Source organism: Dyella humi, from assembly GCF_044904605.1.
Lineage (GTDB): Bacteria > Pseudomonadota > Gammaproteobacteria > Xanthomonadales > Rhodanobacteraceae > Dyella_B > Dyella_B humi.
This window is the reverse complement of sequence record NZ_JADIKI010000021.1, coordinates 850114-873246: the sequence shown is the minus strand read 5'-3', so window position 1 is coordinate 873246 and position 23133 is coordinate 850114. Positions and strand designations below refer to the sequence as shown.

Below are 23133 nucleotides of genomic sequence, written 5' to 3'. Positions count from 1 at the left end.
GTGGTTCCTGTCGATAAGATCAGCGCGGCATCAGCCAGTCGTGCGCGGGATCGTTCTTGAAATGCCACTCGCGACGGGGGCCGGCCATCACGTTGAGGTAGTAGCCGCGATAACCGTGCGGCATCACGACGGGGTGATAGCCGCGCGGTACCATCACCACGTCGTGGTCGCCAACGGCCATGGATTCGTCCAGATCGCGCTCGTCGGTGTAGACGCGCTGGAAGGCGAAGCCCTGCGGCGGATCGATGCGGTGGTAATAGGTTTCCTCGAGGAAGCTTTCCTCGGGCAGGTTGTCGGTGTCGTGCTTGTGCGGTGGATAGCTGGAGGAGTGCGCGGCAGGCGTGACGACCTCCACCACTAGCAACGATTCCGCCGGCTCGGTTTCCGGCAGGATGTCGCACACGTAGCGCGTGTTGGTGTCCTTGCCGCGTATCGAGCGTTTCATGCTGGCAGCGGGGATCAGCCTCATCGGATAGCGCCCGCTCGCAGGCGCGCTGGCGAGTGCCAGTTCGACGGCGTCATGCGCTTTCACTTCCAGGATCGTACCGGGCGGTGCATAGACCGCGTCGGGAGCGCGCTCGTCGAAAACGCTGGAGCGACCACCGAGTCGTGCAAACGATTCGTCATTGGTGGATACGTCAGCACTGCCGATCAGCACCACCAGGCAGCCTTCGCGATCGGCCGGTAGCGCAATCTGCAGGCTTTCGCCTGCCGCCAGGCGCAGACCCTCGAAACCGACGTGTTTCCATCCCGCGGAGGCCGGCGTGACCTTGACGATCTCTCGCCCTTGCGGGCGCCCTTTTACCAGCAAGCTCATGCGGCATCCTCCAGCGATGTGCCGTCGACCAGCGTGCGCAAGGTGCGGTAACCCTTGCTCGCATAGGCATAGCTCGGCGCCACGGCCGGATCCTGCTCGGCTTCCACGACCAGCCAGCCCTGATAACCGTACGTACGCAGCGTGTCGATGATGGCGGCGAAATCGATGGCGCCATCGCCGGGTACGGTGAACACGCCGTTCAACACCGAGTCGAGAAAGCTCCATTGCCGGTTGCGCGCGTGACGGATGATCGTCGGACGCACATCCTTGCAATGCACATGGCAGACGCGACCGATGTGCTTAGTGAGAACGGTCAGCGGATCGCCGCCACCGAAATATGCATGGCCGCTATCGAACAGCAGGCCGACTTCTTCGCCGGTGTAAGCCATGGCGCGATCGATGTCTGCGGGCGCTTCCACATAGGCGCCCATGTGGTGGTGGTAAGCGAGTCGCACGCCATGCTTGAGCAGATGACGGCCGAATGCCGTGAGGCGCTCGCCATAGCGCTTGAACGCGTCGTCGCTCCTGAATCGTGGACGTTTGTAGAGCGGAATCGTGCGTTCGCCCTGGATGGAGTCCGCGACCTCACCGTACACCATCACTTTGCAGCCGTTCTCGGCGAGCAGGCGAAGATGCGGTTCAACCGCGACGATCTCTTCTTCCACTGTGCGCGTGGCAAGTTGGCCCGAATACCAGCCAGACACAACATCCAGTCCGTAGCCAGCCATCAATTCACGCAGGGCAGCAGGATCGCGCGGGAACTTGTTGCCGAGTTCGAAGCCTTGATAACCGATCGCGCGTCCCTCGGTGAGCGCGGTGGATAAAGGCGTTTCGCCGCCCAGCGAGGGCAGGTCGTCGTTGCTCCAGCTGATCGGGTTGATGCCGATCTTCACGTCGAATGTTTTAGTCATGCGTCTTGCCTGTGGTGCATAGGTATATACAGATCTCTCGCGAGGCTCAACTGTGCCCAGTCGTCATTCCGGCGAAGGCCGGAATCCAGTTTTAATAAACCGTGCGAAGCACTCAAAAGCAGCTTTTTTGTGTCCTTCGGACGCCAATTTGAACTGGATTCCGGCCTTCGCCGGAATGACGGTGAGGAAATGTCAGGCTTGGCTCCAAATGCGTGCATACCTATGGTGTGCCGCCGTCGTGCCGCTGTTTCTGTTTGGCTATTTCATAATCGCGCCGCGCCTGCCGCACGGTTTCGCGCGGCGACACTTCGGGCACGGCGACCTCCCACCAGCAGCCACCTTCTTCGGTAGTGCGACGATGATCGGTATCGATCGAGATCAAATAGGTACGTGTTGCAGCACGGGCGCGAACGAGTGCCTGTTCCAGTTCGGCAATGCCGCCCACGTGCTCCGCTTGCGCGCCCATGGCACGGGCATGCGCGGCGAAATCGATGGTCGGTACGCCGTCGGGGCCATGCAGGCAGTCGTCAAGCATGTTGTTGAACGGCGCGCCGCCACAGGCTTGCTGCAGGCGATTGATGCAGCCGAAGCCGCGGTTATCCAGCACGATAACGATCAGCTTGTGGCCGAGCATCACCGAGGTGGCGATCTCTGCATTGAGCATCAGGTAACTACCGTCGCCGAGCATCACGATCACGTCGCGATCCGGCTTGGCCATCTTTACGCCCAGACCGCCGGCGATCTCGTAACCCATGCAGGAGTAGCCGTATTCCATGTGGTAGCCACCGGGTGTTTCGGTGCGCCACAGCTTTTCCAGTTCGGCCGGCAGCGTGCCGGCGGCGCAGACCACGATGTCGTTGCGAGTGGAGTCGGGATTCGAGCGTTGCACGGCGCCGATGATCTCGCCGTCGTAAGGCAGGGTGCCGGCGGGAAGTTCGTGGCGGCCGGTGATGCCATCGACCACGGCGCGCCATTGATCGGCGCCGCGTTCGGCGTGTTGGCGCCACGCCATGTCACTCTGCCAGCCACTCAGCGCAGTGGACAGCGCCTCAAGCCCGAGCCGTGCGTCGGCAAGCATTTCCAGATGGCCACCTTTCAAGGCGTCATACGCATTGACGTTGAGCGTGACGATACGCGCTCTGTTGTAAAGCGCATTGGAGCCGGTGGTGAAATCCTGCAAGCGTGTGCCGACGGCGAGCACCAAATCGGCCTCAGCCAGCAACTCGTTGGCAGCGCTTGAGCCGCACACGCCGGCTGGCCCCAGTTGAAGCGCGTGATTCCAGGGCAGCGCACCCTTGCCGGCCTGGGTTTCAGCGACGGGCACGCCATGGGTTTCGGCAAAGTGACGCAACGTGGCGCTGGCCTGCGCATAAAGCACGCCGCCACCGGCAATCAGTACCGGACGTTTCGCATCGCGCAGCGCCTGCGCCGCCGTCGCGATCTCCTCGGCCGCGGCCGTGGTCTTACGTAAGGTGTGCAAATGATCTTCGAAGAACGTCACCGGCCAGTCGTAGGCTTCGGTCTGCACATCTTGCGGAAGCGCTAGCGTGACCGGGCCGCACATGGCCGGATCGGTCAGCACACGCATCGCGCGTGGCAGTGCCGTGAGCAGTTGTTCCGGCTTGACGATGCGGTCGAAGTAACAGGATACCGGACGCAGGCAATCGTTGACACTCACCGTGCCGTCGCCGAAGTCCTCAAGCTGTTGCAGCACCGGGTCGGGTGCGCGTGACATGAAAACATCGCCAGGCAACAACAGCACCGGCAGGCGATTCACATGGGCCAACGCGGCGGAGGTAACGAGATTGGTTGCGCCGGGCCCGATCGATGTGGTTACCGCCATCATGCGCCGGCGCATATGTGCCTTGGCATAAGCGATCGCCGCGTTCGCCATCGCCTGTTCGTTGTGCGCGCGATAGGTGGGCAAGGTTTCGCGTTGTTGATAGAGCGCCTCGCCTAATCCGGCGACGTTGCCGTGGCCGAAGATGGCGAACACGCCGCCGAACAGCGGAAGCAAGGCGTCGCTTTCGGGATCATGGACCTTCTGCGCATCGAGATAGCGCACCAGCGCCTGCGCCATGGTCAGCCGCACGGTGGCGCTCATACGGCCGCTCCGGCAGCGGTTCGCGTCGCGACGCCGCGAGCTTGGCGCCAGATGCTTGCCAGTTCGGCGAACTGCTGGCCTGCACGCGTGATCAGCGCATCGTCGTCGATCTCGCCGCGTAGCCACGCGGCAGCCGGCTCCATAAACAGACTGCGACCGACGGCGAAACCACGGCAACTGTGACTATGCGCGGCAGCAGTGAAGCCTTCGGCCAATTCGTTGAACGGGGCATTGAGGCCGAGTAGCAACACACCGCGACAATGCGGATCACGCTCGGCAATCAGTGCATCGATCGCATCCCAATCGGCGCGCGGCAGCGGCTTGAGCTTCCACCATTCCGGGCGGATGCCCAGGTTGTAGATGCGCTTCATCGCTCGCAGCACGCGCTCACCTTGGCTGGCGGTGACGGCCGGGTTGGCTGGAGGAATGACTTCCAGCAGCAGTTCGTGACCGCTCTGCTTCACCGCGTCGTATAGCGTATGCAACTGGGTTTCCTGCTCCAGCCGGGCTTCCGGCATGCCGTCCGGATCGAACGGCACCAGACATTTGACGACATGTTCGGCCGGCCAATGTTGCAACTGGCTGCCCACCGAGCGGCCGTATTCGAATTCGAGCGGGTTGGAGCCGGGTGTTTCGACCGGACGGCCGACCCACCAGCCGCGGCCGGTTGCCGCGTGGAGTGCATCTTCGCCATAGCGCTGATCGATCAGTACGCCGATGCGGCCGTGGAGCCCAAGTTCGCGTTCGCTGCGGGCCACCGCTTCCACCAGCAACTGCTTCAGGCGCGGCAGACGCGTTTCATCCGCACCGCACTCGCGTGCCAGTTCGAAGAACTGACTGCGATGATCGAAGGCGAAGACATGCAGGTCGTTCCAGATCGGGCGCGCCACGCTCACCCGATGCAGATGCGCCAGCTCGGCATCTTGGTCCGGGCGCTGCAGGCGTTCGGCGTTGGCGAGGAAGTAGTCCAGTTCTGCGCGGCTGGGCATTGCCGGCGCGCAGCCATGGCGCGATACCACGATGGCGCCGCATGCATTGGCATAAGCGCAGCTGCGTTCGATGCCTTCGTCGCGCAGCCAACCAAAGAGAAACCCCGCCATGAAAGCGTCGCCCGCGCCCAGCACGTTGAGCACCTCGACACGGCTACCGCGGAAGGTCGGTGTTTCGTCGATGCGTGCAGGAATAGCCGCTTCGATCACACTGCAACCCAATGCGCCGCGCTTTACGACCAGCGTGGCGGAAGTGAGCGCGCGTACGGCACGCAAGGCCGTAATGAGATCGTCGCTGCCGCCGGCGATGTGAAATTCCTCTTCGGTGCCGACGATCAGATCGAACTGCGGCAGGATGCCTTGCAGATGCGCGGTCACGCTGTCATTGGCAATAAAGCGGGTTTCGCCATCGCCGCGTCCGGTCAGACCCCACAGCACCGGGCGGTAATCGATATCCAGCACGGTGCGCACGCCGTGCTTGCGTGCGAAGGCCAGCGCCTTGCTGCTGGCGGCATGAACGCCGGGTGTCGAAAAATGCGTGCCGGTGATGGCGAGCGCGCCGCTGGAAGCGATGAATGCCTCGTCGATGTCGGCCTCGTTGATCGCCATGTCCGCGCAATTCTCGCGATAGAAGATCAGTGGAAACGTGTCGCGATCCTTGATGCCGAGCAGCACTAGCGCCGTCAGCCGCTGCGGGTCGACACGTACCTGGCTGACGTCGCAGCCTTCGCGCGTCAGCGTCTCCAGCAGGAAGCGACCCATATGGTCATCACCCACCCTGCTCAGCATGGCTGTGCGCAGTCCAAGCCGTGCCGCGCCGAAGGCGGTATTGGCGGAGGAGCCGCCCAGATACTTGGCGAAACTGGAGGCATCTTCGAGCCGGGCGCCAGGTTGCTGGGCATACAGATCGACTGCGAGGCGGCCGAGGCAGATCAAGTCGTACTTGTGTGAGGTCATCGCTGGCTACTTAAGTGGTGAGAAGGCGCGCTCAGGCTGCGGCGCGGCCTTCCAGTTCATCGACCAGGCTCTGGATCTCGGTGCCGCCGGCCATCATGTCGAGCACCTGCTCCTTGCTGATCTCGTTCTTGGTGAACGTGCCCATGGATTGGCCGCGGTTGAGCAGGGTGAAGCTGTCGCCGATCGGGTAGGCGTGGTGCACGTTGTGTGTGATGAAGATGACCGAAATGCCGCGCGCCCGCGCCGTGTGGATCAGCTTGAGCACGTTGCAGCTCTGCTTGACGCCGAGTGCGGCCGTGGGCTCGTCGAGGATCAGCACCTTGGCGCCGAAGTGAATCGCGCGGGCGATCGCCAGGCACTGTCGTTCACCGCCGGACATGGTGCCCACTGGCTGGTGCGGCGAGCGCACGTGGATGCCCATCTCGGCCAGCTTCTCGACGGAGACTTCCGCCGCATGGCGCATATCCATCACCGGAATCACGCCGAACAGTTTGCGCATCGGCTCGCGGCCGGCGAAGAAGTTGCGCGCCACACTCATCAGCGGCACCAGGGCCAGGTCCTGGTAGACCGTGGCGATGCCCATGTCGAGCGCTTCGCGAGGGGATTTGAACTGCACTTCCTTGCCTTCGATTAGATAACGGCCCTTGTTCGGCCGATGCACGCCGGCCAGGGTCTTGATCAAAGTGGATTTGCCGGCGCCGTTGTCACCGAGCAAGCAATGCACTTCGCCGCGACGCAGGCGCAGGGTTACGTCCTGCAGCGAAATCACGGTGCCGAAGAACTTGCTGATGCTTTCCAACTGGAGGATGTAGTCGTTGCCATCGGTAGTCATGACCATGCCCTCACTTGCCGTTGCCCGCGCGCGAGCGGATGTAGTGGTTGAACAGCACCGCCAGCAACAACATCGCGCCGAGGAAAACGCGGTACCAGTCAGAATCGAAGTTGGTATAGGAGATGCCGATCTGCACCACGCCGAAAATCAGCGCGCCGAAGCAAGCACCCAGCACTGAGCCGTAGCCGCCGGTGAGCAGCGTGCCGCCGATGACGGCCGCGATGATCGCCTCGAATTCTTTCTGCAGGCCGCGATCCGCAGCGGCGGAGCCCACGTCGGCCACCTGCAGCACGCCGAACAGGCAGGCACAGAACGCAGTAAACACGAACAGGCTGATCTTCACGCGGTTCACCGGTACGCCAACGTTCTTGGCGGCGTTGGCGTCGCCGCCTACAGTGAAGATCCAGTTGCCATAGCGTGTTTGCGACAACACAAAACCCGCGCCCACCGCTATCACCAGCCACCACAGCATCACCTTGGGCAGGCCGTTTACCACCGGCGCGCCATTGGGCAGCTTGTCGATCAGGCCGACACTGGCCAGCCAGCCGAACACGCCCTGCAGCGTGCTGCCTTGAAACAGCGCGTGCACTACCGGATCCCGCGTCACGCTCTCGCCGACGCCGCTGACGATCGTGCTGTTGGAGAAATGCGTGGACAGCACCAGAGTAAGTCCGCGCAGGATGAACATGAAGGCGAGGGTGACGATGAAGCTTGGCAGCTTGGTGCGCACCACCAGATAACCGTTGAGCCAACCCAGCGCCATGCAGCCTGCGAAGGCGAACAACATCGCCGCCCACATCGGCCAGCCCATGAACATCGAAGGCACCGCCATCATCATGCCGGCGAAGCCGATCATCGAACCGATCGATAGATCGAACTCGCCGGCGATCATCAGCACGCAAGCGCCGACCGCGATGATGCCGAGATAGGCGGCGACCTGGGCCCAGTTCATCACACCATCAAGGTTGAACATGCCCGAGTCGCCAGCGAACACGCCGAAGAAGGCAAAGACCAACAGCGTGCCGGCGATGGAACCGACCTCCGGGCGATGCAGCAGGGCACGCCAGGGCGAAATGCGCCGTACGCGTTCGTCGCCGCTGGCGGTGGTTGAGCTCTTGTGGCCGAGTTCGATGGTCATGTCGGGGGAGGTCGCACTCATGGTTTACGTACCTGTAGTGAAGCGTTCGACGATACGGTTCGCGGGTTTAGCGGTATTGGCCTGCGTACTTCTCGACGGTTGCTACGTTGTCCTTGGTGACAAAGGCGGGGCCGGAACTCACGCCATCCTTGTTGTAGACAGGTTCCAGCCCGTATTCCTTCAAGCGGTTCTGAAACTTCGGGTTGCTCTGGAGTTTGGCGACGATCGCTGCCGGGTCTTTGGTCTTGTCCTGGTGCGCGATCACCAGCGCCGCGATCGCCATGTAGCCCTGCAGATAAGGCTGCTGGTCGATGGCGAAGTTCACCGTGCCTTGCTTGATGGCCTGGATGATCGCGGGCGATAGGTCGAAAGTGACGAAGTAGATCTTGCCGGCTAGACCCATCTGCTGCAGCGTCTGGATAGTCGGTTCAGCGGAATTCGGGCCCAGTGCCAGCACTGCCTGGGTATTCGGGTTGTTGCGCAGGTAGGCGCCCACCTTGCTGGCGACCACGGTGGGGTCAACGCCCGTGTCGATCATCGACGTATGTAGATCGGCGCCGATGGCATCGGCAAAACCCTTGCAGCGCTCCATCGCGGCCACGTTGGTGGTGTTGTGATTCACGCACAGGAACGAACTGACGCCTGCCGCTTTGGCGCGCTCGCCGGCGGCCTTGCCGGCGTCGTATTCGGGCTGGCCGATATGCATGATCGCGCCCAGCTTGGCGCTCTGCTCGGCGGTGCCGGAATTGATGGTGACGAGCGGGATGCCCTTGGCGGTAACACGCACAGCGGGTTTGGAAAGCACGTCGAAATCGGCGATGTCGAAAGCCACTCCGTCGTAGTTGCGCGCAGCAGCCTGCTCGATCAGGCGGGCCATGTCGGCCAAGTCACCGTTTGGTGGGTTGCGATAGTCCACTTGCACGTCGAAATCCTCGCCCGCCTGTTTGATGGCGTTCTTCACGGTGTTCCACCATGAATCGGAGTCGGGTGCGTGGCTTATCAGCACGTAACGTTCGCTGCTCTGCGGAGCCTCCCTCTTGCCGCTGCATGCCGACAGACCCGCGCCGGCGACCATGAGAGCCGCCAGCCACAGAGAGCATTTCCATACGCGCATAAAGCCTTTCCTCGAGCAGGTCGGCATCCCGGCCGGCGGTTATCGGGTAGCGCTGCATCCAGGCGGAGCGGCGCCGGGTCAGAGAGGCCGAGAATAGGAACGCCGATCCCGATTTTGCAATTTGCATTGCAACATAGAAAAAACTGGAAGAAAAATTCTATCTGTTGCATAACATGGCGCGCCGCTTGGTTTGCGCCTTCTTGGCGGGGCGGCGGATACCCATCGCAGGAAATGGTCATGAGCAAACGCAATCCGGTGGACGAGTTGTTGCAACGGATCGCCGACGAGTACGACGAGCTGCCGCGCCAATTGCAGGGTGTGGCCACGTACATCGAGCAGCATCGCGCCAACATCATGGTCCAGCGCATCAATGAAGTGGCCGACGGCTGCGGCGTGCACGCTTCGGCCGTGGTGCGTTTCGCCCAGCGCTTCGGCTACTCGGGCTATAGCGAGATGCAAACGGTGTTTCGCAGCGCCTACACCGAAGCTGTGACGCCGGCACGAAGCTATCAACAGCGCATCCGCAAAGTGATCGCCGACGAAAGTGCACCGATGACCACGGCGCAGATGGCCCTGCGCTTCATCGACGCCAGCCGTGCCGGCCTCGACGAACTGGCCGGCGAGTTCGACAGCAAGGCTTTTGACGAGGCAGTCGATCTGTTGGTGAAGGCCGAGAATATCTACGTAATTGCGGTGCGCCGCACTTTCGGCATCGCCAGCTACATCGCCTACGCCCTGCAACACACGGAAAAACGCGTGCATCTGGTCAGTGGACTGGGTGGCATGTTTCGCGAGCAGATCCGCAGCATCGGCAAGAACGATGTGCTGATCGCCATCAGCTTCCCGCCTTACGGCAAGGAAACTCTCTATTGCGCGCGGGTTGCCCATCAGCACAAAGCTAAGGTGCTGGCGGTAACCGACAGCGCACTGGGTCCGCTGGCGCGCGATGCCTCCGCACTGCTCAAGGTCAACGAAGGCAGCGCGTTCGCCTTCCGCGCACTCACCAGCACCATCTGTCTTTGCCAGGCGCTGTTCGTGGCACTGGCTTACAAACTCGAACTGAAGGTCGAAGAGACCTCGCATCCCGGAGAATACGATGACTGATTCGCAACGTATCGGCGTAGCGGTGTTTGGCGCCGGTCGCATCGGCAAGATCCACGCCGGAAACCTGGCGCGTCATCCGCACGCGCAATTGCGCTACGTGGTCGACGTGCACGCACCCTTCGCTGAAGAGCTGGCTGCGAAACACGGTGCTGCCGTTGCTACCGTGGAGCAGGCGCTGGCCGATCCGGCGATCCGTGCCGTGGTGATCGGTTCGAGCACGGATACGCATGCCGATCTGATCCAGCGGTCCGCCGCCGCCGGCAAGGCGATCTTCTGCGAGAAGCCGGTGGACCTTGATGTGGAGCGCGCACGCGCTTGTGCCGTGGCGGTGAAGAAAGCCGGCGTGACTTGCATGATCGGTTTCCAGCGACGCTTCGATCCCACCTTTGCCGCGCTCAAGCAAAGACTGGATGCAGGCGAGATCGGTACGCCGGAAATGCTGGTGGTTACCAGCCGCGATCCTTCGCCACCGCCGGCTGCCTACATCGCGCGCTCAGGCGGTGTATTCAAGGACATGCTGATCCACGACTTCGACATCTTTCGCTGGATCCTTGGCGGCGAAGCGGTCAGCGTGCACGCCACTGGCGCTTCGCCGAACCTGCCGGAGGTCGCAGCTGCTGGCGACATCTCTCACGCCGCCGTCACCTTGCGCACGCGTGATGGCGCGCTATGCCAGATCAACACCTCGCGCCGCGCTGCCTACGGTTATGACCAGCGTTTCGAAGTACTTGGTAGCAAGGGCCTGCTGCAGGCCGGCAATGTGCGGCCGACGCAGGTCGTTGCGTGGGGCGAGCAGGCGATCAGCAGCGACAAGCCGGAAGCCTTCTTCCTGGAGCGCTACCGCGATGCGTACGCGCTGGAAATCGAACACTTTTTCGATGCGCTCGCCAACGGCACGCCGGTGCGCACCACCATCGAGGACGGCATTAAGGCGCTGGAACTCGCGGAGCTGGCGACACAGTCATGGCGCGAAGGTAGAGCGCTGGAGTGCTCTGTTTAGAGTGGTGCGCCACAATAGGAAAGGGAATCGAAAATCGTCAATAGGTATAGAACATAGCTCCGTGGCCGTCATTCCCGCGAAAGCGGGTACGCGGGGAGAGCACATGGATGTGCTCGGCTTTGAGGAGCGAGGAATCCATGTTGCTCTGATACAAAAGCGAAGATGGATTGACCAGCTTCGCTGTTGAAAAGCGCCTCCGCTTTCGCGGGAATGACGGCCAAGGAGAGTTACGTGCTACCTCGCTTCGATGCCGATCAGGCCTCGGCGTCGTCCTCTTCTTCCTCGTCATCCTCTTCGTCTTCGGCGAATTCGGACAGCTCTTCGACGCGCAGGAAGTGAGTGATTTCATCGGCAAAGACGATGCGCTTGCCATTGGCGCACATTGGGCGCACTTCCTGCTGCTTGTTGCCGTTGTCGAGCGTTTCGGTCAAGGCGAAACAGACCAGCGCCGCGGCGCTTTCCTCGCCGCTTTCGTCGTAGACAGCGACCCAGCCGGTGGCGGGAAGAATCTGCAGAATGTTCGTTTGCTTGGACATGACAGCTCCGCGTGATGAGAACGCGCAAGCATGACTGGCGTGCATGACGATCGCAAGCGTGCAAGCGGATGTGCGCTGTCACACCAGGCCGGTCACATAAAAGACGCCGATCACCACGAACACCGCCGCCGTCTTGATCAGCGTCACCGCAAACACATCCCGATACGACTGCCGATGTGTCAGCCCCGTGACCGCCAGCAAGGTGATCACCGCGCCGTTGTGTGGCAGCGTGTCCATGCCGCCCGAAGCCATCGCAGCCACGCGATGCAACACGTCCATCGGAATACCCGCCGCCTTCGCGTTCTGCACGAATGTCTCTGCCATCGCGGCAAGTGCGATGCTCATGCCGCCGGAGGCCGAGCCGGTGATGCCGGTCAGTGACGTCACTGATTCGGCATGTTGTACTTTCGTACGATGGCGTGGCTGTGCGAGCTTGCTATGGTAGGCGGATGAATATCCGCAATCCCGTGACGAGCATCGCCGCACTGGCCCTTTTCGCTTGCGCTGCGCAGGCATTTGCGACGGAGCCTTCGATGCAAGGAATCGAATTCGTGCAGGGTGAGGTGAGCGTTACCACGCATCGCGACCATGATGATCTGCTCAGTGCGGGCCTTGGCCTGGAAGGTTTGAAGGGAGCGCCCGCACCGTTTGCGAACCCGGCGCAGCCCACCGTGCAGGAATTGCGTCGTCGCGCGATCCAGATGAGTTGGAAGGGCATCGCTGATCTCGGCCCGCTGGGTGGATACGGCACGGTCTACGGCGCCGTTCCCGCGGTGCCGGGGCGGGAATATCAGGCTTTCGCGAAGATTCCCGGTGCGCATGCGTCGCATCGTGTGATGGTGCAGGTGCCTGATCATTTCGACAAAGCGCATCGCTGCCTGGTGGTGACGGCTTCGTCCGGTTCGCGTGGCATCTATGGCGCGATCGCGCTGGCCGGTGCGTGGGGCCTGCCTCGCGGTTGTGCGGTTGCGTACACGGACAAGGGCACAGGTTCCGGTTATTTCGATTATGCCGACAACAGCGGCGTCGCCTTGAATGGCGAACGTGCGAAGCGCAGCACGACGATGCTGGAATTCGAACCGCCCGCGACGAAAAGCGAGGGTATTGCCTTCAAGCACGCGCATTCGGGCGACAACCCGGAAGCCGACTGGGGTCGCCATGTGTTGCAGGCTGCACAGTTTGGTCTGTCGATGCTGGATCGCGCGTTTCCGGATCAGGCGCCTTTCACACCGCAGAACACCAAGATTATCGCGACCGGCCTTTCCAATGGCGGCGGCGCAGTGCTGCAGGCGGCGGGGCTGGATGAGCATCACATGCTTGCCGGCGTAGTGGCCCTGGAACCGAACGTGCACACGCCGAACCACGGACGCGCGCTGTACGACTACGCGACCGAAGCGGCGATGTGGCTGCCTTGCGCCTTGATGGATGCACGCTTTGCATCCACGCCGTTCGCACGCGATGCGCAGGGCGCGCCGCACGCTGCATGGGCGACGCGCTGCGCAAGCCTGCATGCACAAGGTTTGCTGAAAACCGCTACGCCCGAACAGCAAGCGGCCGAAGCGTACGAGCATTTGCGTGGCACCGGCTGGACAGATCAAGCCATGGCCACCGCCGCGTCATCGACCGCGCTGGATCTGTGGCGCGTGATCAGCGCAGCGTATGCATCGGCGTATCTGCGCCGCGACGCTGACAACATGCCATGCGGCTATCGCTATGCGGCCATCATCAACGGCAAGCCGGGCGTGGCCGACGAAGCCATGCGCGCAAGCTGGTGGGCGGACGGTTCCGGTATTCCACCCGGCAACGGCATCGGCCTGTTCGGCGGTATCGATGAAAGCGCCGACCCGCAGCTTGCCGGCATCGCCTGCCTGCGCAAGCTGTGGACGAGTGACGATGCGGATGCGCGCGCACTGCATGCATCGGTGCAGGCGTTGGCGGCGCGGCTTCCGCGCAAGGATTTGCCGATGTGGGTATTGCATGGCGCCGACGATGGCCTGCTGCCCACGGCATTCACTTCGGAACCGTATATCGCATGGCTGCATGCAGAAGGGCGCCAGCCGCTGTACTGGAAGGTGCCGCATGCACAGCACTTCGATGCCTTCCTCGCGCTGCCCGGCTTTGGCGACAAGCACCTGCCGCTGCTGCCGTATGGCTATGCAGCGCTTGATCGGCTGTGGGCGCATCTGTTCCAGGCGCAGCATTGGCCGGCGGAACTGCCGGTACCGGCAGGGACTGCACGCGGTACAGGTGAGCTGCAAGCGAGCATGCTCGGCATGTAGGTTGGGGTTCTCACCCCGACCTACGCCTGAGGCGTTCTTGGGGGTATTCTTGTGGGTTCGGCACCCTGTGTTTCCGGGGCGCACGTTTGTTCAATACCACAAGGAATATCCATGACCATCCAAGTCACGATCACCACCAACCGCGGCCCGATCCACCTGCGCCTGCATGACGACAAGGCGCCGGTGACGGTAGCGAGCTTCGTCAACCTGGCGCGTCGCGGCTACTACGATGGTTTGGCGTTCCATCGCGTCATCCCCGACTTCATGATCCAGGGCGGCTGCCCCGAGGGTAGCGGCCGCGGCGGTCCGGGCTATCGTTTCGAGGACGAGTTTCATACCTCACTGCGCCATGACAAGCCGGGCATCCTGTCCATGGCCAACGCCGGTCCGCGCACGAACGGCAGCCAGTTCTTCATCACCCACGGCGCCACGCCCTGGTTGGACGGCAAGCACAGCGTGTTCGGCGAAGTGGTTGGCGCCGAAGACCAGAAGGTGGTCGATGCGATCAAACAGGGTGACGCGATCGAGAAGGTCACCGTGGAAGGTGACGTGGACGCCCTGCTGGCCGCCCAGGCCGAGCGTGTGAAGGAATGGAACGCGGTGCTCGATCAGCGCGGCTGAAGGTTGCTAGTTCCCTCTTCCCCTTCGGGGAGAGGGAACGATATCAGACGCGTTTTCACGCCACTGTTACGACTGTGTAGCCCGCGTCGACATAGAATCGGCAGGCTTGGATCTTTCTCAAAGGAGCACGGCCATGTCGTTACTCGATAGCTTGGGCAGTCTGTTGGGCGGAAATCAGGGCGGTGGCGGCAATTCGTTGATATCGGTAGCCGGGGCGTTGATCCAGCAGGCCGGTGGCGTGCAGGGTCTGACCAGCACGTTGCAGCAGCACGGTCTGGGCGGAGCGGTGCAATCCTGGGTCGGCACGGGTGTGAACCAGGCCATTTCCGGTGATCAGCTCAATGAAGTGCTGCAGAAGTCTGGCCTGGATTCGGTGGTGAACAACGCGGCCGGCAAGCTCGGCGTGGATCCCGGCCAACTGGTTGGTCAGCTCGCGCAGGTGTTGCCGCACGCGGTGGATCACCTCACACCGAACGGTGAAGTGCCGTCGAACGGTGGTGGCGGTTTCGATCTTTCCATGTTGGGCGGTCTGGCCGAAAAGCTGCTCGCCTCGAAGACAGCCTGAGCGTAGTGCATACAAAAAAGCACGGCGGATTCCCCCGCCGTGCTTTTTTTACGTCCATTGAGCGCTGAGATATCAGTGCTGGATGAAGCGCAGCAGGTACACCAGGATGATTGCGCCGACGATCGACAGCAGAAAACCCGCTGTGTGGAATTTCTGACCGGGCGTGGGTTTGCTGAACAACGTACCGATGAAACCACCGATCACGGAACCGACGATGCCCACCACGGTGGTCATGATGAACCCATAGTGCTCGGCGCCGGGCACGATCCAGCGTGCAATCAGGCCGACGACGAAACCGACGATGATGGACCAGATGATATGAAACATGGACTTCCCCTTTGTCAGAGCCTTGCAGGTTGGTCGTGACACCCCACCGCCTTAAGGCGGTCCCGCGCCATCATGCCAGTGCAGCATGTCGACGCAATAGGAATTTTCTGGGTCTGTATCCGCTGCCCCTCCGGTTGACGCAGCGCCGCATGCTAAAATCCGCCGGTTTGCTGTCCCGTACCCCCGAGGAAAGCCATGCCCCAGCTCGCTCAACGCGTCGGTCGTGCCAAACCCAGCGCGATCATGGTCATCGCCGAAACGGCCAAGCAGCTCAAGGCCGCCGGTCGCGACATCATCAGCTTTTCCATCGGCGTACCTAACTTCCTGCCCGGCGAACACGTGTACGCGGCGGCTCGTGAAGCGCTTTCGCATGACAGCGGCCAGTACGGCAGTAACCGCGGCTCCGACGCGCTGCTGGATGCCTTCCTCAAACACATCGAGGCGCTCGGCTTTACCGGTTATGGGCGCCTGAACCTGTCGGTGGGCATCGGCGCCAAGCAGGTGCTGTACAACCTGGCCGAAGCGCTGCTCAACGAAGGAGACGAGATCTGCTTCGCCGCGCCGTACTGGACCACCTATCACGACATCGCCGACATCGTGGGCGCGAAAACCAACGTGCTGCATTGCGGCCCGGAGCAGCACTACAAGCTCACGCCGCAGCAACTGGAAACGGCGCTGGCGCGCAAGCCGAAAGTGTTCCTGTTCAACAATCCGTCCAATCCCACCGGCATGGTCTACACGCGCGAGGAAATCGCGGCGCTGGCGGACGTGCTGGCACAGTATCCAGATACGTGGATCATCACCGACGACATCTACAACTCGATGGTGTTCGATGGCATCGGCTATCACAACTTTGTGTTTTCGCAGCCGGGCCTGCGCGATCGCTTGATCTTCGTCGATTCGGTGTCCAAGACCTACGGCATGCCGGGCTGGCGCGTGGGCCTGATCGCCGGGCCGGAAAACGTGGCCAAGGCAGTAACCACGCTCAATTCCAATCACATCACCAGCGTGCCGGAAGTGATCGCTGCCGCGGCCATCGCCGCCTTCAGTGGCCCGCAGGATGTTCCGCAGGCCAAGTGCAAGGAATTCGCACAGAAACGCGATGTAGTGCTGGCCGCGCTGGCGCAGATTCCGGGCGTGGTGTGTCCGCGTCCGCAAGGCGCCTTCTATGCATTCCCGGATATCTCGGTGGCGTTCGGCAAAAGCCACAACGGCACGCGCATCGAGACCGACGTGGATTTCTGCGCCGCGCTGTTGGGCGCAAAAGGTGTGGCCTGCGTGCCCGGCTCGGCGTTCGGCGAGCCGCGCGCCATGCGTATTTCCTATACCTGTCCTACGGCTCAGCTCGAACCCGGCCTTGCGCGCATCGCCGAGTTCTTCGCCGAGCTGACTTGACCTCTTTTTACGGCCCGCGTCGCTACGATGCGGGCTTTGTCATTTTATGCACCTGAAGGAGTTGCCACGATGAAAGCCCCCGTTCGTGTTGCCGTGACCGGCGCAGCCGGCCAGATCGGTTACGCCCTGCTGTTCCGCATCGCCGCCGGCGACATGCTCGGTCCAGATCAGCCGGTAATTCTGCACTTGCTCGAAATCACCCCGGCACTGCCCGCGCTGCAGGGCGTGGTGATGGAGCTCAACGATTGCGCCTTCCCGCTGCTGGCCGGCGTGGTCGCCACCGATGACGTGAATGTTGCCTTCAAGGACGTCGATTACGCGCTGCTGGTCGGCGCGCGTCCGCGTGGCCCGGGCATGGAGCGCAAGGATCTGCTGGAAGCCAACGGCGCCATCTTCGCGCCGCAGGGCAAGGCGCTGAACGATCACGCCAAGCGCGACGTGCGCGTGCTGGTGGTCGGCAACCCGGCCAACACCAATTCGCTGATCGCACAGCAGAATGCGCCAAGTCTTGATCCGAAGTGCTTCACCGCGATGGTGCGCTTGGATCACAACCGTGCGCTATCGCAGCTCGCCGAGAAGACCGGCAAGCACACCACCGACATCAAGAAGGTCACCATCTGGGGCAACCACAGCTCCACGCAGTATCCGGACCTGCACCACGCCACTGTGGGCGGCAAGGCTGCACTCAGCCTGGTCGACCAGACCTGGTACGAGAAGGATTTCATCCCCACCGTGCAGCAGCGCGGCGCGGCCATCATCAAGGCGCGTGGCGCCTCTTCCGCTGCTTCGGCCGCGTCCGCCGCGATCGATCATATGCACACCTGGGCACTCGGCACCGCGGAAGGTGACTGGGTGTCGATGGGCATTCCGTCCGACGGCTCGTACGGCATCCAACCAGGCGTGATCTACGGCTATCCGGTAACCGTGAAGAACGGCAAGTACGAAATTGTGCAGGGCCTGGAGATCAATGACTTCTCGCGTGCCCGTATGGAAGCCACCGACAAGGAACTGCGTGAAGAGCGCGCTGGCGTCGAGCATTTGTTTGCGAAGAAGTAATTCACGGCTTCGCATCGCCAAACGAACGGCCATCCGTGAGGGTGGCCGTTTTTTTACGGCATCAATTTGGTAAGTAGGTTCGTTCTTGCCTCACCGTCATTCCGGCGAAGGCCGGAATCCAGTTTGAATACGCGTCCGAAGGACACAACACTTTTTGTATTGAGTGCTTCGCACAACGTATTTGCACTGGATGATTCGCTTCGCTCACCCCTTCGGGGCCGTCCTTCGGACGTTCTCCGCGCTTCGCGCTCCGTCCGGCCTTCGCCGGAATGACGGTGAGGGAAATGGGATGCCTCAGCGCAGCTGATAGCTAAAAGCGAAATTCACCCGCGGCGAGCGATGCGTAGTACCCAGCGGCTTGTCGCCCACCGGCTGCGCCACGGTGAGATCGAACGAATAGTAGTGCTTATCCGTCCATCGCACGCCGATGCCGGCAGAACCGAGTTTGGCAGGTGCGGGCGCGCCGACGTTGAGATACACCCGCGCCAACTGCGTGACCACATACGGTGTAACTTGCCTTACCCAGCGGTTGGACAAGTCGTAATGCTGGTTCACTTCGAACGATGCGCCCCAGCCGCTATCGCCGGCGGTTTCGCCGGGATCGTACGCCAAGCCGTAGCGTGGACCACCGAAGCTCACCTGCTCGGTGGTCGGCAGTGTGTTGTGGCTGTATTGCCCGGTGATGCTGAAAACCGTGCCGAAGCGATGTGGCCATACGTCGCTTTGCAGAAAGGTAGCGTCGTAACGTGTGAAGGTCGGGTCGACCGGCGAGACCAGCACGAGATTGCCGAAGCGAGTCACCACGCTGGCGTTGGCACCAAGACCATCGATGCCGCGCGCAATCTCCAGGTTGATCTTCTGCACGCTCGTGTCGCTAGCCTTGAGGTAGTCCAGCTTGCCGTTGAAGACGCGCAGGCCGTCGTGCTGGATCAGGCGTGCACCGGTGATGGTGTTGGTGTACGTCTCTGTGAGCGTGGTGACGTAAGCACCGCCGGTTGCGGTGACATTGGTGTGGTTGTTCAACAGCAGTGGGTAGCTGACGGAAAGCGCGAACTGATCCTGGTGCAAGGTCTGCTGCAGGTAGTAGGGCAGCTGGTTGTCGGTATTCGGATTGCCTTGGTAGTGCGAACCGTTGAAGTGCAGCATCGCGCCGTCCGAGGCCAATGGCTGCAGATAGCTGAGCGAATACAGGTGCTGATGGCCCGGGCCGGGCGGGAGCAGGATGGAGAAGCCGATTTGCTCGGCGAACGGCAGTAGCCCGTTTTCTGTCACGCTGGTCAGGCCCTGCACGCCAGGATGATTGAAATCGATGCCGGTGGTGGCATTGAAGCGTGAGCGCTTCACCGTGAGCACCAGGCGGGTCGCGCCATCCGTGGTGGTGGGCGCTGGTACGTTCGCATCGATATGCACGCCTGGCAGCATGCCCAACACTTGCAGATACCGCTCGAAGGTTTTCTGCCGCAGCGGACGGTCTTTCGCGATGTGCGCGGCGATCGCGCGAATTTTCGGTTCGACGTTGCCCGCGTCGCCATGGACGTCTACTTCCGCCACGTAGCCTTCTACCACGATGATGTGCACGTCGCCGTTGGCAAAATCCTGCGTGGGCACAAAACCGAACGAGAGGGCGTAACCATGCGCCTTGTAGACGGCGCTGATTTTCGCCGCCGCATCGAGTACATCGGAAACGTGCACTGTCTTGCCGGTCATCGGGCTGAACAGCGCAGCGACTTCCTTGAACGGCACCGCGTGGACACCGACCACGTCGAAACGCCTCGGCGTGATGGATGTAGCGAGCAGTGCGGCCAGACGCGGATTGGCCGCGCGAGTTTGTACTTCGGTAGTGACCTTGGGCGCCACCGGCGTTTCCACGCGTGGCAGGTTTTGCAGTGGGTTGGCGGTTACCGGCGGACGCACTTGTGCCTCCGCCGGCATCGACATCACGATTGAGACGCCGAGAGCTGGGCCGATCCATGCCTTCATGCGATGCCCCTGTTTGCAGTTTCAGGCGCGAAAAGAGTTCACACCGATAAGGCGGAGGCGGCCGGTAAGCCGCCTCCGTTCAACGCTTCATCGCTGTCGTCGTGTCAGTTACAGACTGTGCTTGCCGAGCAAGCCGAGCAGGCCCTGGTCTTTGTTGCTGCTGCTCGATGAGGAGCTGCCGGTCGCCGCGCCGATCAATCCACCCGTGCCGCTGGTGCCGGTGAGGCTGGCCACACCATTGACCACGTTGCTCACGGTTTGCGTGACCGGTTGCAAGGCGCCGTTGACACCGGCCGTACCGCCGCTGCCTACCGAAGCGACCGTATTGCCAGCGGTAGTGACGACGTTGCCGACGAGGCTGGTCACCGGGCTAAGTCCCGAGGCCGTACCAGAGCCTGTGGCACTGGCAAGCGCTTGGCCTGTACTTGCGAGCGTCTGGCCAACGCCGGTGACTGCGTTCGTGGCACCTGCCGCGGTGACACCTACCGGATTGCTGATGCTGCCCGACTGACCGAGGCCGGCAGTAACGCCATTGCCAAGCGTCGTAACGGCACTGCCAGCACCTTGCACCGTATTGCCCACCAACTGCGTGACAGGTGATGCACCGGGCACCGAGGAACCCGTGCTGGCCACCTGTGCGCCCACCGCAGAAACAATGCTACCCACGCCGCTGGTGGCGTTGCCGCCCACCTGCGACGCTGTTGCGACCAGATTGCCGCCGCCGGCAGTGTTGCTTTGACCCAGCGTCGCTACGGGCGTCACCGTGTTGCTGACGGCTTGCGTCACCGTCTTCACTAATCCGGTGCTCAAGGTGTGATCGAGTGGCGTGCTGCCCGCCGAAACATCGTTGCCGACGGTCGATACCACGCCACCGAGCGTGGAGGTGATCGGTTGGATCGGCGAACCCTGGAAAGAACCGACGCTGGCCACTGTCTGGCCGAGATCGTTCACGGCTTTACCGGAGTCGTTCACGACGCCGCCCAGACTTTGTACTGTGGTGCCGACCGGATCGCTGCTGTTGCCGATCTGGCCGAGCCCGCTGCTTACGCCACTACCCAGTGCGACAACGGCATTGCCGGTGTTGGCAATGACACCGCTCAATCCTTGTGTAAGGGCGTTGTTGCCCAATAGCGATTGATTGGTCAGTTGCGAACCGACAGTGCTGACGGCACCGCCAAGACCCGATACCACGCCACCCGCGCCAGTGGCCACGCTGCCGATCAGGTTGGAAGGTTGCGGCGTGCCGGAGCCGCCATTACCACCGCCGCCGCCTCCATTACCGCCACCACTTCCTCCATTACCACTGCCGTTGCCACCACTGCCGCTACCACTACCACCTGTGCCGGTAATACCACCACTGCCCGAGCCGGAACCGCTGCCGGTACCCGTACCTGTTCCACTACTACCACTGCCACTGCTACCCGTGCCGCTATTGCCGCTGCTACCGGAAGTACCCGAACCTTCCGATCCAGAGCTGCCGCTGCTACTCGATCCGCTGCCTGCAGGACCAACCCCTAGACCTCCCGACGAACTGCGCACCGAACCTGATCCGCTGCACGCCGCCAAAGACAAGACGGTTGCTGCGATCAAGCTGGCCAGAAGGGTCTGCTTGAAAATGTTGCCCGAAGATACGCTACGCATGACTCATCACTCCTTGAACGCGGTGCGTTCCAGCGCAGGCGTTGCGCCTGTTTGGATGCGCCAGTGAAAGTAGACATCAATCCCCCCGACCGGCTCATGCACGCCGGCGACGCTCGTAGCTTGGGACCCCTAGTGTGGATTGCCTGAATGCCTACATGAGTGGGATCGGGCGTCTTGATCCTGCGTGCACACAGGTGAATGGATTGTGGAGAATCCGTGTAGCCCGACGTTACATTGCGTGACGTGGTGCGCTATTTCCGAAAATGCATACAGATTGCCGTTTTTGTTGGCACGATTTATTCCCGAATGGCGCGCAACTCGCGTCCTTCGGGCGATACGCGCAACACCGAGCCCTGTTCGTACCAGTCGCCCAGCACGATACGTTCGGCCGTCTGGCCGTCCAATTCGAAATGGTGAACGGCGGGGCGATGAGTGTGCCCGTGGATAAGGTGTTTCACGCCAGCATTGCGCATGGCTTGGGCCACGGCGTCGGCGTTGACGTCCATGATGGTTTCCTGGGCGCTGCTGGTGTGGGCGCGGCTCTCTGCACGCGCCTTCGCGGCAAGCGCGCGACGCGCTTCCAGCGGCATGGACAGCACCTGCTGTTTCCATTCTGGTGAGCGCACCTGGCGGCGGATCTGCTGGTACGCCACGTCGTCGGTGCATAGCACATCGCCGTGCATCAGCAGAGTCGGCGTGCCGTAGAGATCGTGCACCGCGCCGTCTTCGACCAGCGTGAGGCCGGCGCGCGCGGCATACGTTTCGCCGAGCAGAAAGTCACGATTGCCGACCATGAAGTACACCGGCACGCCAGCGTCACGCACGGCGCCGGTGGCCCGGGCGATGCGCTGTGGCAATTCCGCATCGTCATCGTCGCCGACCCATGCCTCGACTAAGTCGCCGAGGATGTACAGCGCATCCGCGCGGCGCACTTCGTCGCCGGCCAGGTAGTGTTCGAACAGCGAGGTGATGTGCGGGCGGCTGTCGTCCAGATGCAGGTCGGAAATGAACAGCGTGCTCATTTCGACTTGCGTGGTGTAGCGACGGCAGGTTTTGCTGTGGAGGCAGGTACAGCCGGTGCTTCTTCGCCGATCACGTTCACGCTCCCGATCGCCACTAACGGATTGGGCACGTCTGCGGCGAAGGGGCCTTGCGCACGCGTTGGCAGGCCGGCGATCTTGTCCACCACGTCCATGCCTTTCACTACTTTGCCGAATACGGTGTAGCCCCAGGTGAGGCCGTTCTGATTGCCGGCGTAATCGAGGCGGCGATCGTCCACCAGATTGATGAAGAATTGCGACGTGCCGGAATTGGGGTCCGCACCGCGCGCGACGGCGACCGTGCCACGCAGGTTGGAAAGGCCGTTGTCCGCTTCACTGGGCACGGGGGAGTGCGTGCGTCGCGGCTGCAGTTCGGCGGTGTAGAGACCACCCTGGACGAGGTAGCCGGAAATGACGCGATGGAACACGGTGCCGGCGTAGAAGCCTTCGTGCACGTAGCGCAGGAAATTCGCCACGCTCTTGGGCGATTTATCCGCGTAGAGCTCCAGCGTGATGTCACCTTGCGAGGTGTGCACGATCACTGTTGGATTGGCGACCGCCGGTGCAGCAGGCTCGGCGGCCGGCTTGGTGGTCTGCGCAACGGCGAGCGGAGCGACGAGGAAGAGGGCGGTCAGCAGGTACTTGGGCATGATAAGGGGCTGTACGGCTGAAATATCCGCGCATGATACGCGGCTTATTGGAGCGGGGAACAGGGAACGAGGAACAT

The 23133-nt window shown here is 62.1% G+C and carries 21 protein-coding genes; 7 read left to right on the top strand and 14 right to left on the bottom strand.

Annotation, left to right across the window (positions count from 1 at the left end; all coding sequences use genetic code 11):
* Window positions 1–19: 19 nt before the first annotated feature.
* From iolB to ISP18_RS04500, 7 genes are all read right to left on the bottom strand, one after another.
* On the bottom strand, window positions 20–817 hold the full coding sequence (gene iolB / locus ISP18_RS04530; RefSeq protein ID WP_380017420.1) for a 5-deoxy-glucuronate isomerase: 798 nt from the start codon (window positions 815–817) through the stop codon (window positions 20–22).
* Complete coding sequence (gene iolE, locus ISP18_RS04525) at window positions 814–1728, bottom strand: myo-inosose-2 dehydratase (RefSeq protein WP_380017418.1); 915 nt, start codon at window positions 1726–1728, stop codon at window positions 814–816. Before iolE ends, iolB begins: the two co-directional genes overlap by 4 nt.
* A 220-nt stretch (window positions 1729–1948) precedes the next feature.
* Window positions 1949–3832: a 3D-(3,5/4)-trihydroxycyclohexane-1,2-dione acylhydrolase (decyclizing) gene (gene iolD, locus ISP18_RS04520; protein WP_380017416.1), complete on the bottom strand. Its 1884-nt coding sequence runs from the start codon at window positions 3830–3832 to the stop codon at window positions 1949–1951.
* Window positions 3829–5778, bottom strand: coding sequence for a bifunctional 5-dehydro-2-deoxygluconokinase/5-dehydro-2-deoxyphosphogluconate aldolase (locus ISP18_RS04515; protein ID WP_380017414.1), 1950 nt, complete (start codon window positions 5776–5778; stop codon window positions 3829–3831). Before ISP18_RS04515 ends, iolD begins: the two co-directional genes overlap by 4 nt.
* Window positions 5779–5809: 31 nt before the next feature.
* Window positions 5810–6610 carry an ATP-binding cassette domain-containing protein gene (locus tag ISP18_RS04510; protein ID WP_380017412.1) on the bottom strand — a complete coding sequence of 267 codons (801 nt, stop codon included), beginning with the start codon at window positions 6608–6610 and terminating at the stop codon, window positions 5810–5812.
* A gap of 10 nt (window positions 6611–6620) precedes the next feature.
* Window positions 6621–7769: an ABC transporter permease gene (locus ISP18_RS04505; RefSeq protein WP_380017410.1), complete on the bottom strand. Its 1149-nt coding sequence runs from the start codon at window positions 7767–7769 to the stop codon at window positions 6621–6623.
* A 46-nt stretch (window positions 7770–7815) separates the two neighbouring features.
* A complete protein-coding gene (locus ISP18_RS04500; RefSeq protein ID WP_380017408.1) occupies window positions 7816–8862 on the bottom strand; it encodes a sugar ABC transporter substrate-binding protein in 1047 nt (348 codons plus the stop codon).
* A 237-nt stretch (window positions 8863–9099) separates the two neighbouring features.
* On the opposite strand from ISP18_RS04500, the gene ISP18_RS04495 reads away from it, so the two are divergent.
* Window positions 9100–9966, top strand: coding sequence for a MurR/RpiR family transcriptional regulator (locus tag ISP18_RS04495; RefSeq protein ID WP_380017406.1), 867 nt, complete (start codon window positions 9100–9102; stop codon window positions 9964–9966).
* Window positions 9959–10966: an inositol 2-dehydrogenase gene (gene iolG, locus ISP18_RS04490; RefSeq protein WP_380017404.1), complete on the top strand. Its 1008-nt coding sequence runs from the start codon at window positions 9959–9961 to the stop codon at window positions 10964–10966. Before ISP18_RS04495 ends, iolG begins: the two co-directional genes overlap by 8 nt.
* A 254-nt stretch (window positions 10967–11220) precedes the next feature.
* On the opposite strand, the gene ISP18_RS04485 is transcribed toward iolG, so the two are convergent.
* The gene (locus ISP18_RS04485; RefSeq protein WP_380017402.1) at window positions 11221–11502 is read right to left on the bottom strand and encodes a hypothetical protein; all 282 of its coding nucleotides are present in this window, start codon (window positions 11500–11502) and stop codon (window positions 11221–11223) included.
* 78 nt (window positions 11503–11580) lie between these two features.
* A complete protein-coding gene (locus tag ISP18_RS04480) occupies window positions 11581–11889 on the bottom strand; it encodes a hypothetical protein (RefSeq protein ID WP_380017400.1) in 309 nt (102 codons plus the stop codon).
* A gap of 146 nt (window positions 11890–12035) precedes the next feature.
* On the opposite strand from ISP18_RS04480, the gene ISP18_RS04475 reads away from it, so the two are divergent.
* The 3 genes from ISP18_RS04475 (at window position 12036) to ISP18_RS04465 (ending at window position 14967) form a co-directional block, all read left to right on the top strand.
* Complete coding sequence (locus ISP18_RS04475; RefSeq protein ID WP_380017398.1) at window positions 12036–13781, top strand: 3-hydroxybutyrate oligomer hydrolase family protein; 1746 nt, start codon at window positions 12036–12038, stop codon at window positions 13779–13781.
* A 111-nt stretch (window positions 13782–13892) separates the two neighbouring features.
* On the top strand, window positions 13893–14402 hold the full coding sequence (locus tag ISP18_RS04470) for a peptidylprolyl isomerase (RefSeq protein ID WP_380017396.1): 510 nt from the start codon (window positions 13893–13895) through the stop codon (window positions 14400–14402).
* 133 nt (window positions 14403–14535) lie between these two features.
* The gene (locus ISP18_RS04465) at window positions 14536–14967 is read left to right on the top strand and encodes a YidB family protein (protein ID WP_380017394.1); all 432 of its coding nucleotides are present in this window, start codon (window positions 14536–14538) and stop codon (window positions 14965–14967) included.
* A 72-nt stretch (window positions 14968–15039) separates the two neighbouring features.
* On the opposite strand, the gene ISP18_RS04460 is transcribed toward ISP18_RS04465, so the two are convergent.
* Entirely contained in the window at window positions 15040–15294 is a 255-nt protein-coding gene (locus tag ISP18_RS04460; protein ID WP_380017392.1) for a GlsB/YeaQ/YmgE family stress response membrane protein, read from the bottom strand.
* A gap of 195 nt (window positions 15295–15489) precedes the next feature.
* Here ISP18_RS04460 and ISP18_RS04455 point away from each other — a divergent pair, with 195 nt between their 5' ends.
* The gene (locus tag ISP18_RS04455) at window positions 15490–16689 is read left to right on the top strand and encodes an aminotransferase class I/II-fold pyridoxal phosphate-dependent enzyme (RefSeq protein WP_380017390.1); all 1200 of its coding nucleotides are present in this window, start codon (window positions 15490–15492) and stop codon (window positions 16687–16689) included.
* A 69-nt stretch (window positions 16690–16758) separates the two neighbouring features.
* Window positions 16759–17745 carry a malate dehydrogenase gene (locus ISP18_RS04450; protein WP_380017388.1) on the top strand — a complete coding sequence of 329 codons (987 nt, stop codon included), beginning with the start codon at window positions 16759–16761 and terminating at the stop codon, window positions 17743–17745.
* A 294-nt stretch (window positions 17746–18039) separates the two neighbouring features.
* Here ISP18_RS04450 and ISP18_RS04445 read toward each other — a convergent pair whose 3' ends face one another.
* From ISP18_RS04445 to ISP18_RS04430, 4 genes are all read right to left on the bottom strand, one after another.
* Entirely contained in the window at window positions 18040–19725 is a 1686-nt protein-coding gene (locus ISP18_RS04445; protein WP_380017386.1) for a ShlB/FhaC/HecB family hemolysin secretion/activation protein, read from the bottom strand.
* A 108-nt stretch (window positions 19726–19833) separates the two neighbouring features.
* Window positions 19834–21366, bottom strand: coding sequence for a collagen-like triple helix repeat-containing protein (locus ISP18_RS04440; protein WP_380017384.1), 1533 nt, complete (start codon window positions 21364–21366; stop codon window positions 19834–19836).
* A 296-nt stretch (window positions 21367–21662) separates the two neighbouring features.
* Window positions 21663–22388, bottom strand: coding sequence for a UDP-2,3-diacylglucosamine diphosphatase (lpxH, locus tag ISP18_RS04435; RefSeq protein WP_380017382.1), 726 nt, complete (start codon window positions 22386–22388; stop codon window positions 21663–21665).
* Entirely contained in the window at window positions 22385–23056 is a 672-nt protein-coding gene (locus tag ISP18_RS04430) for a peptidylprolyl isomerase (protein ID WP_380017380.1), read from the bottom strand. Before ISP18_RS04430 ends, lpxH begins: the two co-directional genes overlap by 4 nt.
* Window positions 23057–23133 lie beyond the last annotated feature (77 nt).

Coding starts and splice junctions, on each gene's coding strand:
- ISP18_RS04485 (WP_380017402.1), bottom strand. CDS start 11,502: ATGTCCAAGCAAACGAACATTCTGCAGATTCTTCCCGCCACCGGCTGG.
- iolB (WP_380017420.1), bottom strand. CDS start 817: ATGAGCTTGCTGGTAAAAGGGCGCCCGCAAGGGCGAGAGATCGTCAAG.
- iolG (WP_380017404.1), top strand. CDS start 9,959: ATGACTGATTCGCAACGTATCGGCGTAGCGGTGTTTGGCGCCGGTCGC.
- ISP18_RS04495 (WP_380017406.1), top strand. CDS start 9,100: ATGAGCAAACGCAATCCGGTGGACGAGTTGTTGCAACGGATCGCCGAC.
- ISP18_RS04430 (WP_380017380.1), bottom strand. CDS start 23,056: ATGCCCAAGTACCTGCTGACCGCCCTCTTCCTCGTCGCTCCGCTCGCC.
- ISP18_RS04465 (WP_380017394.1), top strand. CDS start 14,536: ATGTCGTTACTCGATAGCTTGGGCAGTCTGTTGGGCGGAAATCAGGGC.
- ISP18_RS04455 (WP_380017390.1), top strand. CDS start 15,490: ATGCCCCAGCTCGCTCAACGCGTCGGTCGTGCCAAACCCAGCGCGATC.
- ISP18_RS04445 (WP_380017386.1), bottom strand. CDS start 19,725: ATGAAGGCATGGATCGGCCCAGCTCTCGGCGTCTCAATCGTGATGTCG.
- ISP18_RS04505 (WP_380017410.1), bottom strand. CDS start 7,769: ATGAGTGCGACCTCCCCCGACATGACCATCGAACTCGGCCACAAGAGC.
- ISP18_RS04450 (WP_380017388.1), top strand. CDS start 16,759: ATGAAAGCCCCCGTTCGTGTTGCCGTGACCGGCGCAGCCGGCCAGATC.
- lpxH (WP_380017382.1), bottom strand. CDS start 22,388: ATGAGCACGCTGTTCATTTCCGACCTGCATCTGGACGACAGCCGCCCG.
- ISP18_RS04470 (WP_380017396.1), top strand. CDS start 13,893: ATGACCATCCAAGTCACGATCACCACCAACCGCGGCCCGATCCACCTG.
- ISP18_RS04515 (WP_380017414.1), bottom strand. CDS start 5,778: ATGACCTCACACAAGTACGACTTGATCTGCCTCGGCCGCCTCGCAGTC.
- iolD (WP_380017416.1), bottom strand. CDS start 3,832: ATGAGCGCCACCGTGCGGCTGACCATGGCGCAGGCGCTGGTGCGCTAT.
- ISP18_RS04460 (WP_380017392.1), bottom strand. CDS start 15,294: ATGTTTCATATCATCTGGTCCATCATCGTCGGTTTCGTCGTCGGCCTG.
- iolE (WP_380017418.1), bottom strand. CDS start 1,728: ATGACTAAAACATTCGACGTGAAGATCGGCATCAACCCGATCAGCTGG.
- ISP18_RS04440 (WP_380017384.1), bottom strand. CDS start 21,366: ATGCGTAGCGTATCTTCGGGCAACATTTTCAAGCAGACCCTTCTGGCC.
- ISP18_RS04475 (WP_380017398.1), top strand. CDS start 12,036: ATGCAAGGAATCGAATTCGTGCAGGGTGAGGTGAGCGTTACCACGCAT.
- ISP18_RS04510 (WP_380017412.1), bottom strand. CDS start 6,610: ATGACTACCGATGGCAACGACTACATCCTCCAGTTGGAAAGCATCAGC.
- ISP18_RS04500 (WP_380017408.1), bottom strand. CDS start 8,862: ATGCGCGTATGGAAATGCTCTCTGTGGCTGGCGGCTCTCATGGTCGCC.